A 15351-nucleotide genomic window follows, 5' to 3' on the forward strand; every position below is an offset into this window, starting at 1 on the left:
GATAGATTTTTAGATAATTCACAGATAAAGTCTATTAATAAAAGGAAAATTTGTTAATTAAATGAAATAGATTTTTGTTTATATTTGGGGGAATATTAGAAATTTACGAGAAAATTGTCGAAAGCAATACTGATAAAAAAAGAAAAAAGCTATCAAATTCCTAAAATAATAGGAAAGATAGCTTTTTAATTGATCCAAGTAAATTATTTATGGTTGTTGAAGAACCGTTACTTGTTTTGGAAGTGTTGTTACTTTAAATCCGTCTTTTGTAACGACATCAAGTGTAATCGAATACGTACCATTTGGAAGATCCTTATCTGGAGCCCATTGTGTTTTAAGCGAATGCTCATTTTTCACTTCTAACGAATCAACGATACTTCCATTAGCATCTTTCACATTAATTGTCCAGTCTACTCTGTTATGAGCCCAAGCAGATATTTTTGCAGGTTTGTTTTGGTTAATATCAGTTGTCGGTGATATATTCATCGTTTGAAGAACCATGCTTTGTTTATTATAGCTTTGATCTCCCCACGTATTCCAAGAAATATTTCCTGCATAATCAACAGCTAAAATAACCATACCTTTTGGTTCAGTATTGACAAGTAGAGATGTTTGTCCAACTTGCGGCGAATAATATTGTCCATTCACATAAACTACAGCTGAATTAAAGTCAGATGCATTGTCTTTCGCATTGAAGGATATTTCATATTTACCATTCTTTGGCGTAACTGTAATATCTGAAACAGTTGGAGCGATGGAATCTACCGTAATTGGCATTTTAACCACCTGCGGCCTTGCATTCTCATAATCTAATGTTGATTTAATCACATATTGGTATACACCATCAGGTACGAATTGTCCTGATTCGTCCTTCATATCCCATTTATACCCACCATATTTCTGGTCACTATAAGCCATAATATTTTTTCTGAATTTCCATGGAGTTCCAGTGTATTCACTGAAATCGCCTAAATTTTCAATGATATTTCCTGATGAATCTTCAATATACATTTCCACTTTTTCTAAATTACGTAAACCAGTAAATGAAGATAAAATTCCATCAGTCATAAAGTTAGGCGAGAAAGCAATACGGTTAAGGAAAAACCTTTGAGTATATGGGTCGAATCCTAGTGGATATCTTTCAGAATTTTCATCCCAAAGTGCTGTCCATCCTAAAAATCTATCCGTAGTCCAAGCTGGAGCGTCTATATTTCGTGGTTCATCCCATTTTCCGTAGAAGCCCATATACGGAACCGTTAAAGGTACGGCTTTATTTTGATCTTTGGATACAGGGACGAGACGAACAAATCCTTCGACAAAACTATTTTTCTTCAAGGAATCCGGTAAAGATACATTAACGGTCAGCATTTTAGTTTGACCTGGTTTGATTTTAATTAAAGAACCTTCTGCTTCAGTTACTTTAACATCATTTACAGTTACAGTGGCACCATTAATACGTTCACTTGATAAAGTTAAATACTCTTTTTGGTCCAATGTTCCATCTCTATCTAAATCAAATGCATTCATTTCAGTCTTATCCTTTAGAACGTCTACATAAACCTTATATTCAATCTCTTCACTATTATTGCTACCCTTGGGAGCATCGAAGGCTTCAACGTTTAATTTAAAGCTTGTATTTTGACCCATGTCCTTTAAAGCAACTGCTCCAGCTTTTTCTAAAGAAGTACTCCTATCGGTTACAATGACAGGCGTCTTAATCGCATTTTCAATTTGCATTAAACCAGATCCTTGTACACGTGGGGAATATGGAACTTCACTATTTGTTCGTGGATCCATCACAACATTAGCAGTGTTCATTAAAGCAATTTTTGATTTTAACACTGTGTCTTTGGTATGTGATAAGCCTTTTCCATAAAGAGACTGTAATAATAATGCAGAACCGCCTGCAACATGAGGAGTTGCCATCGATGTTCCACTCATGATTTGATAATCATTACCTGGCATTGTTGAATAGATATTTCCACCCGGTGCCGAAATCTCTGGCTTAAAATCTAATGTATGCGGGGCACCGATGGATGAAAAATGAGACATTGTGTCCTTCGCAGGATTATCTATTAATGTACCGTTTCCAACCTTCATACTCAAATATTGTCCACTTGGTAGACTACTCATTTTAGCTAGCAATGCTTCACCTTCAGATCTACTCGTTGTCGCTGTCGGTGCTGCCGTTGGCGTTACTGGTAGAGAATAATAATCTGGCCAAACTGCAGGTGGTATCATAATCACAGCTTTTACTCCTGCATTCTTTGCAGCAAATTGAATGGACGAAACAGTGCTATATGAACTTAAAAGTTTAACTACAGCAATGTAGCCAGTTTTGCCCGCAGGATAATCCGAAGCTTTCTTTCCTTCGCCTACGTATACCATATCATAGCTAGTACCTGGCACTAGATTCTTTGAAACTTTAAAATTATAAGATGCAGGGAATTGCGTATGATCCTTGAATGACACTGATAACCCATTTCCATCTTCTAAATTATTTAAATGCAATTTAGGATTTTCATAGGAAGCAACAGAGATGGCATATGGACTAACACCTGGTTGACCAACTACACCGATATCAGGATTATCCGCATATGGTTTTAATGAAGAAACAATTGAAGTATTTTTTGTACTATAGGATGCATTACCTGCTGCAACGACAACAAGTGTACCCTGTTCTGTTGCTACACGAATCGCTTTCTGAACTAAATCATCTTCTTCCCCAACATAGCCAGCATCTGTACCTAAGCTCATATTGATGACATCGGCACCCATTGTAATAGCATGTTCAATACCTGCAAGAAGATCATCCTCTTTAGCTCCGCCACCCTTATCTGAAAATACTTTTTCAGATAAAAGTTGAACTCCAGGGGCAATTCCTTGTACACCATTTTTCGTTTCGTCTCCATTTGCTCCAACTGTACCGGCAACATGTGTACCATGCGGATTACCAGTGACGGCAGGGATAACATCGGTATCTTCGTCTGCCCAATCATATCCAGTTGGAACTTTATCGCTATACCAAGTTTCATTAACTTCTGTCTCTTCGAATTTAGATTGGATATTTTCTGAAGTCCACTTCTGTTTTGCTTTTCCCTTTTCAGTAAGTGTCATATCCTTGTGAGTATAATCAATCCCGGAATCGACAATCGCTACAAGTAATCCGTCGCCTTCATATCCATAATCGCTCCATACTTTTTGAGCTTGAACTAATGACTTACTTGTTGACATTGTTTCTTGGAATGTTCTAGCAATGCGAACATTTATAACTCCTGGAATGGACTCAATTTCTTTCATATTTTGAAACTCTGTTTCTAAACTGAATCCGTTAAAGCCTTCAAAATAACGGTGCTTGACATTAGCTGTCGAATTTGATTTTGAATCTTTGGAGTTAGCAATTTGCTCGATGACTTTGTTTTGCTTTTGCTTCATTAATGATCTTTTATTTTTTGTTGTACTTTCCTCATCGGATGGTTGTTCAACTTCTACAATTAAACGAACCATTTCATTTGGACTAAAGGCTTTAGTTAAACCTACTTTAGAACCTTCACCTTCATAATTATAGAGATTATCATTTCCAGTCTCTACCTTATCCAAATCAAAAAATAAACTACTTCCTTGTTCCACTATATCTTCAATCGATTTAGAATCAGTTGAAGCGTCATTCGTTTCTGCAAAAACAGTGAATGATGAAAGAATTAAAGATGTCACAGCTGCAGTCGTCATAACTTTAAATGCCTTTAATTTACTCTTATTCATTGATGTCTCTCCTTTTATTTAAAGATAGTCTTTATATTTAATTCACTTCATTTATAGGTTAATAATTTAATAAAGTTAATGAATCGTTACTTTAAACTTATCTCAAACCCTTTTGAGTAAATAAATATATTTTAATTTTATATACACCATAAAGGTCAGTAAATTGGGGGATTAAGCATAGTTCGATAGACTCAAATGTTAATAATTTTATTTAACATATTCTCATTTTAAATAAGTTTTCAAGTTAATCTCGGAAAAGATCCTTCTAGATTTTGTCGAAATTAATTTTCTTAATGGAGTACATTCTTTTAAACTTGGGGGAAATAATTGCAAATAATAGAATTTTATGATTTGCAAAAAAATAAATTGATTAAAATAGGTATAAAGAAGCATATAAGGATATGGCACCTTGGATATAAATTAATATAAAATAATATAAATAAAAATACAGATACTCGTATGTGTGTAAGATCAATCCAAGTTTGCACCTTAGCTTCAGCCCTCTCACTACGACCCAAACTCATAAAAAAAGAAGTCAACCCCATTTTTAAGGCCGACTTCCTTTCAACTAAATTAAATTTGGTATAAACATAGATTAGGAGATCATGTTAAATTCGTCTATTTCCCCCAAATTCTATTTCCGCCAAAACCCAAGTATTTAAATAAAGAGATGCATTTATATATATATATTTAAGCAGCAAAATCCCCTGTTTTTTTATGTTTTTCATTAAAATCCCCCAATTTACCCGACTAAAAATTGTGAAGTATAATCAAGTCAGACGAAGAAATTTGTCGGAAAATTTCAATTATTAATTATACAGGGGGAGAAGTGCATTGGGGAAAAATAAGTTTAAAAAGATTTTTGCAACGACATCAATGAGTTGTATATTGATGTCTTCAGTCATACCTTTTAATGTTTTAGCTGTAGACCCAGTCCAAAACATCATTCAAGGTACGATTCCTAGTAAAGCTCATACGGGGACATATACGCTAACCCCAGAGCAGCTAGAAGCAATGAACAAAATTAGCACAGAGAGTGAAGTGAAAATTTCACCAAATATCAACATTCACAGTACTGATCCAGTTCGAGTCATTGTTGAATTTAAACAAGCTCCAGCAAAAGTAGCGGTACTTCAGCAGCAATTAGCAGGTAACGAGATGTCATTGACAGACGCTGCTAAAAAGGTTAAAGATTCTCATAAAAAGTTTAAAGATTATGTTCAAGGATTGGGGAAACAAAAAGAAGAAAGTAGTGTCATCACCCCATCTACTCCTGCTTCACAACCAGAAATTAAGATTACTAGAGAATACCAGCACTCGTTTAACGGAGTAGCGATGACACTCCCAGGAACAGATGTGGAAAAACTTTTAGAATCAGGCTTAGTCAGCAGTATTTATGAAGATCGAGTTGTGAAGCTTGATCCAAAAGAATTAAATGGTTCCTATACAGATAATTTGTCAGCTCGAAACCAGCAAGTAAAATCTGCTACAACCTCAATCCAGCAGCAAAGTGTTTCCGAGCAAAATACTTCTACAAATACGTTGAAAGAGAATTATATTCCTCTTCCAGGTATTGAAGATTTGCATAATGATAGTGTTACTGGAAAGGGAATTAAGGTCGGAGTTCTCGATACAGGGATTGATTACAACCATCCAGATTTAACAAACGCATATAATGGATATCGAAAAAAAGATGGAGAAGATGCAAAGACTATTGATCCGACAACTGTAAAAGGTTGGGATTTTGTCGGTAATGATGCTGATCCAATGGAAACGACGTATCAAGAATGGGTAAATGAAGGAAAGCCGGAGTATCCTGGTCATTCATATTATACGTATCACGGTACCCACGTAGCAGGAACGATTGCAGGTCAAGGGGAAAATAGTGTTGATAATCCGTCTTTAGGTATAGCGCCTGATGTTGATTTATATAGTTACCGTGTTTTAGGTCCATGGGGCAGCGGATATTCAAGCGACATTATTGCTGGTATCGATAAGGCAGTAAAAGATGGAATGGACGTTATTAACTTGTCATTGGGTGTTGCTGTAAACGACCCGTTAATTGCAGAATCCGTTGCCATTAATAATGCTACACTTGCTGGTGTGACATGTACAGTATCAGCAGGTAACGCAGGTCCAGGTGAGAAAACACTTGGTTCTCCTGGAACAGCAGCGTTTGCTATTACTGTTGGAGCAAGTGACTTCCCGATGGGCATTCCTACAGCATCGGCAACTGTTGGCAGTGAAACGTTCAACAACATGAAGCTGTTAGGTAAAGGTTTTAATGATCATTTAGAAACGTTAGTAAACCAATCGTATCCTATCGTCTATGTTGGTTTAGGTGGGGAGAACGATTTTAAAGATGCTAATGGTCAACCAATTGACTTAACAGGAAAAGTAGCATTAATTCAGCGTGGATCGTACGCGTTAGTCGATAAGGTGGTCAATGCTAAAAAAGCGGGATCAGCCGCTGTGATTATGTATAACAATGTCGATGGCGAAATCGACAGTTATCTTGCTAATGAAACCAATTTCATCCCTGCTTTCCGTTTAACGAAAGCAGATGGTGAGCGTTTAAAAGCAACAGCAAGTTCTGGAATTACTTTTACTAGTGTAGGTTCAGTTGTGACAGAAGGAAATCATCTGGCGGGCTTCAGCTCAAGAGGACCTGCTACAAAGAACTATGACATTAAACCTGATGTAGTAGCACCTGGTGTATCTGTCCATTCTACTTATCCGGAATACATTCATAGTCCAGAAGACGGAATCGACTATTCGTCAGCATACGCACGTATTTCTGGAACGTCGATGGCATCGCCTCATGTAGCCGGAATTGCTGCTCTTATTTTACAAGCACATCCAGACTATACTCCGTTTGATGTGAAAGCGGCGTTAATGAATACATCAGATAAATTATCTGGCGATTATTCTGTATATGAAGTAGGCGCAGGATTAGTCGATGTAAAAGAAGCCGTTCATGCAGATGTATCTGTTAAAGTTATGGACAAGACTCAAAATAAAGATCAAAACGGCAGCCTTGTCACGATTGACGAAGAAACAGGATCAATTGCATATGGTACGATTTATAGAAAAGAAAACGATACGAATGAAGACAGTCGTAAAATGGTTATTAAAAATAAAGGAACCGGGCAAAAAACTTTTGATATCAGTTATGAATATTCGAAGGCTAAGAGTGGCGTTCTTGACGCAGTGTCCAATAAGGTAGAAATGACGACATCAGCACAGTCTATTACTGTTGAACCGGGACAATCGGCTGATTTAACAGCGACGCTTCGTGTTCCAGGAACAGCAAAAACGGGCAGATACGAAGGGTATGTGAATATTGTCAATCATGCGAATCCACAAGAAAGCTATCGTGTGCCATTCGCTGTTCGTGCAGTTGATAAAGGGATTAATAGTATTGAAGTGAGTAATCCAGCCATCAGTACCGTGAAATGGGATCCTGCACATCCATTTATGAATGGTCCTATGTATTTGGTAAAATTCAAATTAAATAGCCCGATGGTAAATGTTCGAGCAATTTACTATGACAAAGACGGTCGTGCACTTGGAAGTACAAGTCCAAGAACTATCAATGCTGCAACAGCACCGATAGACCAAGATTTATTTTTAAGCTTTGGTGCTTCTTACTATCCGTTTATTGGAGATCCAAAAGATGAGATAACTGATATTAACCTGCCACAATCAGTATTATCAGAAGGTCAATATACACTGAAGCTTAGAGCAGTAGATGCAGACGGTAAATCATACGAGGAATCTCATTTGTTTGTTGTGGACAATACATTACCTAAGCTTACCTTTAAAGATAAAGCTCCTGGTAAAGTATACGAGTTAAAAGATTCAGACTTTACACATGAAACTCTTAACGGTGAAGCTCATAACGCATTTTGGGTTCATGCAAATCTTTACGATGAAGGTACAAAACAATTAGCACCACTTGGTCTTACACAGTCTTCGAACACACTTTGGTATTATCTAAATCAGAAAGTATTCCCTGATGGAGATTTTCCTGTTGAAGCGAACGGCGATGTGAAATTTGGTATTGAGAAGAATGACATTGAGAATGGGCCGGCAACCGTTATTTTATTTCCAATGGATAAGGCAACAAACGCACATTTATTAAATGAATTCTACCCTTATGCGTTTGTTAAGGAAGGTACCCCTTATGTAGTGCCTACCTACGATAAAGAAAAAGTGTATAAAAACGATACGTTAACAATGACTTTAAGTTTGAACAATGTTGAGAAGCTTTTGTCAGGTACGTACGATCTTGGTTTTTATAAGAACTTTGAATTTTTAGATGTAAAAGTAAATAAAGAGTTCCAACAATATGCACAAGATAACGGCTTGACTGTAACTGTAGACGAACCAGTCGTAAAGGACCACCCTACTTACATCTCGTCTAAAAAAATGGTTAACGTAGGAGCTCATATTAGCGGAAATGGATTCCAAGGATTTAGCGGGGACAGCCCATTCCTTGATGTAACCTTTAAGCTAGTAGACGATCATTTCTATATTCTTGCAGATACAATGGACGGAGAAGAAAATACGAAAGACTTCAGCTACACGAAGTTTGGAGAGTCTGAACCAACGAAAATGACTCTGTTCAACCAAATTGACAGCTATAAAATTATTCCGAAGCATTCGTATGTAGTTTCATATATGCGTCTTCAAGGATTAAACGATCAATGGAGTAAAGATTTATCGAAAGTTGGAGCAACAGTATACGCGCAAAGTTCTAACGGAGATAAATTCCCAGGAACAGTTAATTCATACGGTTATGTCGAAGTGTATGATATTCCTCTTTCAAAGGATCCATATAATATTGTAGTGGAAGCTCCTGGACATTTGAAGAGTATACAAAAAGTGACTCTAGGTGCAAAAACGACTTGGGGCGAGGAAATTGGTCAGTATTTATTCGCTGCATCTAAGCAGCCAGTCTCTGCTGCAGGTGATGTAAACGGAGATGGCGTTATTGATGTTCTAGACGTTAAGAAAGTAGCTAATAAAATTGGTATGCAAGATACAGAGACGTTCAAAATAGAAGATTTGAACCAAGACGGCATTGTCAATACAACTGATATGAATTTTCTTGTAAAGAATTTGTACAAATCAAACCCAGATGCAACAGTTACGCCGAAAGAACAAGTTGCCGGTAAGTACAGTACAAATTACTTCAATGAATTAGGAATTGCATCAACCGTTAACACGTTGAAAAATACTGCTATATCTAAAAATACAGCCGCTCTTAGCTGGATTGCAGCAGTCAATGCAACTGATGTAAAAATTGAGCAATCGAGCGATAATGGCGTTACATGGAGTGCTGCGACAACAGAAAAAACGGTTACAGCCGGCTCAAACAGTGCAGTAGTGACAGGACTGTCAGCTAATACTTCCTACAAGTTTAGAGTAAAAGTAGTAGGCGGCTTGAACGAGGGTAAATCTAACGTTGTTACGGTAATAACTGCAGATCCATTATTACCTGCTAAAGAGAACAACAATTAAAACCGCAATCAACACCGGCGGACAAAAAGTGAATAATCTAAGGTAATGAAAAGTGCTGCTCTTTTGTCTATATGACATGAAAGAGTAGCACTTTTATTTATCTAGAAAAATAAATTCAAAGACTGAATGTATACGATCTATTTTCTTGTTCGATCCCAATACGAGAACATAAAAAAGAAAGCTAACCATATATTAAGATTAGCTTTCTTTTTTATTATTAGTTTATTGAAGAATCGTTACTTTTACTGGCGTTGTTGACACTTTAAATCCATCTTTTGAAACCACATCAGCAGAGATAAAGTAATTTCCATTTGGCAACTCTGGTTTAGGTGCCCATTTTTTGTGAGCTTCTTTTTCATTTTTAACTTCAAACGTATCGATTATATTTCCATTTGCATCTTTCACATAAAACGTCCAGTCTACTCTGTTTGAAGCAAAGTAATCAATTTCTGTTGGAGTATTTTTGTTTAAATTTTTGGTTGGATATACACCAGAATTTGTAAGAACAATCCATTCACTCATATATTTTGGATCTTGATCTCCCCAAACAGTGTACGAGTGATTAAATGCGTTATCAGCACCTTTAACCACAATACTTTTCGGTTCGAAGTTTACGAGTAATTTTGTCTCTTTTCCTGGTGTATAATAATTTCCGTTCACCCAAACCATTGCAACAACATATCCACTTCCATTTTCATTATCTGTGCCTACCCAGGAAATTTCGTATTTTCCATCCTTTGGAGTTACAGTAATGTCTGAAACTTTAGGAAGTACGGAATCCACTTTCACTGGCATTTTAACTAACTGTGGCTTTGCACCTGGATAGTCTAATGTCGTTTTAATCACATATTGATAATTTCCATCTGCTACAAATTGTCCAGACTCATCCTTCATATCCCAAGCATAGAGCTCATTGTAGGAAGTGTCCCCAAATGACATGACATTCTTTCTGAACTTCCATGGTGTCCCGGTAAATTCACTGAAGTCACCTAAATATCTAATGTTATTTCCTGATTGATCTTCTATATACATTTCTGTTTTTTGTAAATTACGTAAAGCTGTAAAAGAAGAATAGATTCCATTTAAATGGAAGTTTGGCGAGATGGCAATTTTGTTAAGATCAAACGTTCCAGTACTAGAATCATATCCCTTTGGATACCGTTCTGATGAGCCATCCCAAAGTGCTGTATAGCCTAAAAATGCATCTTTTTCCCATGCAGGAGGATCGATATTTTGTGGTTCATCCCAATTTCCATAGTAGCCCATATATGGTACAGATAAAGGTACGGCTTTATCTTGGTCTTTGGCAATAGGAACTAGACGAACAAATCCTTCAACAAAACTATTTTTCTTTAAGGAATCTGGTAAATTTACATTAACAGTAAGCAGTTTTGTTTGACCAGGTTTAATTTTAAGAAGTGCACCTTCTGTTTCTGTTACTTTATTATCATTGACAGTGACAGTTGCTCCATTGATTCGTTCACTTTTTAATGTTAGATACTCCTTGGAATCCAAGTCACCATCATTGTCTAAATCATATTCTTTCATTTCAGTTTGATCCTTTAAAACATCTACAAAAACTTGGTATTCGATCTCCTCACTATTATTTTTATCCTTAGGAGTTTCGAATGCTTCCACGTTTAATTTAAAGCTTGTAGTTTGGCCAATTTCCTTTAAAGCAACCGCTCCAGCTTGTTCTAATGGAGTGTTTCGACTTGTCACAATGACAGGTGTATTAATGGCATTTTGAATTTGCATTAAACCCGATCCTTGTACCCGTGGTGAATATGGAATTTCTCCATTTGTTCTTGGATCCATACCAATACTAGATGTATTCATTAATGCAAGTTTTGCTTTTAGTACCGTTTCTTTTGAATGTGACAATCCTTTTTCATAAAGTGCCTGTAATAACAATGCTGAACCGCCTGCAACGTGAGGAGCTGCCATGGATGTACCGCTCATAACTTCATAATCATTTCCTGGTACAGTTGAATAAATTTTCCCTCCAGGCGCAGAAATCTCTGGTTTAAAATCTAAAGTACTTGGGGAACCAATGGATGTAAAATGGGACATCGTGTTATTTGCGGCATTATCGACCCAAATCCCCCCAGATAATTTCATCTTAACAATTTGACCGCTTGTTAGTTTATTTATTAGTTCTTGCCCTGAAGCCTTCCCCGTAGTAGCAGCTGGAATTGAAAACTCACTAAATCTTAGATAAGAATAATCAGCCATGCTATCAGCCGGGATTAAAATAACTGCTTTTGCTTTAAATTGTGCAGCTTTAAATTGAATTGGAGAATAAGAAGTATATTGATTTAATAATTTTGCTACGATAATTTTTCCTTCTACGTTTTTACCAGTATAATCAGAATTTTTCGTACCTTCGCCAACATATACCATTTCATAATCTTGATTCGGATTTAAAAATCTTGAAAGTTTAAAGTTATATTTTGTAGGAAACATCGTTTGATCTTGGAAAGGAAGCTTGAAACCATTTGCTTCTGCTAATGTATTTAAATGCATTTTTGTATTTTCATAGGAAGCAACCGATAAAGCATATGGACTTACAGATGGTGCACCAACTGTTCCAATATCAGGATTTTCTGCATATGGCTTTGAAGCAGATTCAAGTAATAAATTGTGTTTAGTACTATGAGCGGAATTACCGGCCGACACTACAACAAGGGTACCTTGTTCTGTCGCAACTCGGATTGCTTTTTGTACAGGGTCGTATTCTTCACCTATAAAGCCTGCATCAACACCTAGACTCATGTTTATCACATCTGCATCCATTGTAATGGCATGCTCAATTCCTGCGATAATATCATCCTCGTAGGCTCCGCCACCATTATCTGAAAATACCTTCTCCGCTAATAGCTGCACACCTGGTGCTATACCCTCGACACCGTCATTCGCTTCGTCCCCGCCTGCTCCAACTGTCCCAGCAACGTGTGTACCATGCGGACTGCCATTTGCTCCAGGAATGACATCGGTATCATTATCTGCCCAATCATAGCCTGTTGGGACTTTATCGCTATACCAAATATCGTTTACGTCTGTCTCTTCAAATTTTTGATTGATTTTATCTTGAGTCCACTTTTCTTGCGCTTTGGCTGTATCTGATAGTTTCATATCTTTGTGTGTATGATCTATCCCAGAATCTACGATCGCTACTAGTAATCCTTCACCTTTATAACCATATCGCTCCCATACTTTTTGTGCTTGTACTAAATCTTTACTTGCTCCCATTGATTCCTGGAATGTTCTAGCAATATGTACATTCATAACCCCTGGAATAGACTTGATTTCTTTCATATTCTGAAACTCTGTTTCTACGCTGAATCCGTTAAAACCTTCAAAATAACGGTGTTTCACTTTCGTATGTGAATTTGATTTAGAAGTTTTCGTTTTAGCGATTTGGTCGATGACTTTGTCTTGCTTTTGCTTCATTAATGTTTTTTTATTTTTGGATGTTTTCTCCACATCAGTTGGTTGTTCCACTTCAACGATTAGGCGGACCATTTCATTTGGGCTATACGTTTTAGTTAAACCTTCTTTAGTAACTTCTTTACTATAAAGATCACTGCTTCCTTGCTCAACTGTTTCTCCCAATATTTGAGACTCGGTTGAAGTTTCATTGGTTTCGGCAAAAGCTGTGAATGATGAAAGAAGTAAGGATGTTACAGCTGCAGTTGTCATCACTTTAAACGCCTTCAATTTACTCTTTTTCATTTACGTCTCTCCTCTATTATTTGATCTTGGCGGTTTATATTTATTTCTCTACAATTAAGTGATTAGAGACTTTTAAAGTAAAACGAATACCTTTACGTTTATCTCTAACTCTATTGATTAAATCAAATTGTACATTCACCATTAAGCACAGTAAATTGGGGGAATTAAGCATAGTCCGATAGACTTATATTTTAAAGTTCAACAAAAAAATTGTCATTTATATAAATTTAAGATAAAAAATTAAACTATTATCAGGAAGAATATTTATTAATTTTGTCGATTTAATATTATTAGAGGAGTGCTTTTTCTTTAAAATTGGGGGAAATAAACAAAATTAATCGAATTTTATGATTTATTAAAAAATAAGTCGATTAAAATAGGTACAAAGAACTAAATGTCCATTTAGCCGAAAAACACAGTGAGTACAAGGTGATAAAATTAAAGGGCCTGAGTCCAGTACAATACCGAATTCAAGCCCTAGTAGCAGGGATATTATTTTTTTATTTCTCTTCTCAAATCTATTATCTCAACTGCCATATCTTTTAACGTCATTGCATTCATGAGATGATCTTGTGCATGGACAAGTATGATGCGAATGTCATACGTGTCTCCACCTGATTCTTTTTTAATTAATTCTGTTTGAAAACGATGTGCTTTATTTAACTCCTGTTTTGCTTCATTGAGTTTTTGTTCAGCCTTATCAAATTGTCCGCTTCTATAGCTAAATATTAAACACCATAAAATTTGGTTATCAATTTTCTATTCCATTCATCTCCACCTTCAATGTTTGAACTTTTGAAAATTGGCGGATTTAACCCATTTTGATAGAATTTCTTAGCTAATAAAATGGACAATGTTTGTGTAACGAAGGCTGCTGAAATCGTTGATGTTGCACCCATACAACATCCTGTCAATAACGATGTCGGAAAATTCATTTAGATATTTCTTTAATTTTATTAAATTGAGTTTTATATAACTTATCTAGATTTTCAGTTACATATTGATAAAACTCATCTAGCATAATGACGCCCTCCTTTCTGCCTGTAAATATTATCTAAACTTTCAGTTAATTAACAGGGTAAGATTTAATATTCGGGGGAAATATGTAATATCTCGTAATTTTTTAAAAATTCATTAATAATTATTTGATCAAATAGGAAAAAAGTCTATCTGTTGATTATCCAGTTAAATAAAAAAACCTTGATAACAATTCGTTTAGCAAGGATCAGTAATAATGCACTATGAGGGGTTTGCACTAGATGCACCTCCAACGGAACGTCAAAAAGCGTCAAGCTCCAAAAGGAAATTGACGCTTTTTGTTACTTATTAACTGGTTCTGCATGAAAATATTCTTCCAGTGTAATTCCTTTGTTCATAATTTTAAGAGCGATCGATTTACCAACATATCGTAGGTGCCAAGGCTCATATTGATAACCAGTAATGGCTGTTTTACCTTTCGGATATCGAATAATAAAGCCGTAATCCGCTGCATTCTCCTCTAGCCAAAGGGCCTCTTTTGTTCCGCCGAAGCAGTCTTCTGCAGCACACTCGCCATCTCCTCCGGTAACATCGATTGCAAGACCGGTTTCATGTTCACTTGTGCCAGGCAATGCACTGTACGTTATTGCTTTCTCATACCCATCCTTACTTACATAAGAGTGAAATAATGCTGTTTGAGTTGCATGTGACCGATAAGCCGAAACACCTAAAAATGTAATACCTTCTGCTTCTGCATCAGTGAATAGTTCTTTAATCGCTCCGGCGGCCACTGCACGCATTTTTCGTTTTTCAGTTTTCTCTTGGAAAACAAATGGAATATCCGCAAAAATAAGCTCTGATGGGGAATAACTTTCTGGCAGTTTATGTAAGTTATTTACAAGAACAGAAATGCTCTCAGGGTTAGTGTCAACATGGATACTTTCATCATGCTGTTTTGCATGAACGGACGTGGACGTTGTGGATACAGGTTTGATTTTTGTATCTCGATTAATATCTGTAAATATAGTTAATAACACTGCAAATATAATGATGCAGTCCCTGATTAATAATCTATCCAATTTGAGCACATCCATAATAAAAACTGTATACATAAACTAATGTTAATTGACAGTTTAAATTTTATCATGGTGTCATTGTGTACTGAACTCCAGAAAACTTAATATGTTATGAAGTAAAGCTTAAAACTAAAGATTTATTGTTCAATGTAAATAGCTTTACCGCTTTTTTAATATTAGTAATACTTACTTACACATTAAAATCGTTAATTTTATTTAAATATTATTTATGAGTATAATTAATATATTAAAGATTTTAAAATCTTTGAATATT

The 15351-nt window shown here is 36.0% G+C and carries 5 protein-coding genes and 1 pseudogene; 1 reads left to right on the top strand and 5 read right to left on the bottom strand.

Annotation, left to right across the window (positions count from 1 at the left end):
• Positions 1-207: 207 nt before the first annotated feature.
• The gene (locus tag MLOOGBEN_RS29625; RefSeq protein ID WP_179160531.1) at positions 208-3762 is read right to left on the bottom strand and encodes a S8 family serine peptidase; all 3555 of its coding nucleotides are present in this window, start codon (positions 3760-3762) and stop codon (positions 208-210) included.
• A gap of 834 nt (positions 3763-4596) precedes the next feature.
• Here MLOOGBEN_RS29625 and MLOOGBEN_RS22560 point away from each other — a divergent pair.
• Positions 4597-8877: pseudogene (locus tag MLOOGBEN_RS22560) on the top strand (S8 family serine peptidase); the annotation flags it as partial.
• Between the two features lie 633 nt (positions 8878-9510).
• Here the strand turns inward: MLOOGBEN_RS22560 and MLOOGBEN_RS22565 are convergent.
• The 4 genes from MLOOGBEN_RS22565 to MLOOGBEN_RS22580 form a co-directional block, all read right to left on the bottom strand.
• Positions 9511-13023, bottom strand: coding sequence for a S8 family serine peptidase (locus MLOOGBEN_RS22565; protein ID WP_179160533.1), 3513 nt, complete (start codon positions 13021-13023; stop codon positions 9511-9513).
• 492 nt (positions 13024-13515) lie between these two features.
• A complete protein-coding gene (locus MLOOGBEN_RS29755) occupies positions 13516-13779 on the bottom strand; it encodes a PTS lactose/cellobiose transporter subunit IIA (RefSeq protein WP_179160599.1) in 264 nt (87 codons plus the stop codon).
• Positions 13752-13958, bottom strand: coding sequence for a phosphoheptose isomerase family protein (locus MLOOGBEN_RS22575; protein ID WP_218781292.1), 207 nt, complete (start codon positions 13956-13958; stop codon positions 13752-13754). Before MLOOGBEN_RS22575 ends, MLOOGBEN_RS29755 begins: the two co-directional genes overlap by 28 nt.
• Before the next feature lie 384 nt (positions 13959-14342).
• The gene (locus MLOOGBEN_RS22580) at positions 14343-15113 is read right to left on the bottom strand and encodes a M15 family metallopeptidase (RefSeq protein ID WP_179160535.1); all 771 of its coding nucleotides are present in this window, start codon (positions 15111-15113) and stop codon (positions 14343-14345) included.
• Between the last annotated feature and the right edge of the window lie 238 nt (positions 15114-15351).

Origin of the sequence: Bacillus sp. EB106-08-02-XG196 (assembly GCF_013396335.1) — a bacterium.
Taxonomy (GTDB): Bacteria; Bacillota; Bacilli; order Bacillales; family Cytobacillaceae; genus Neobacillus.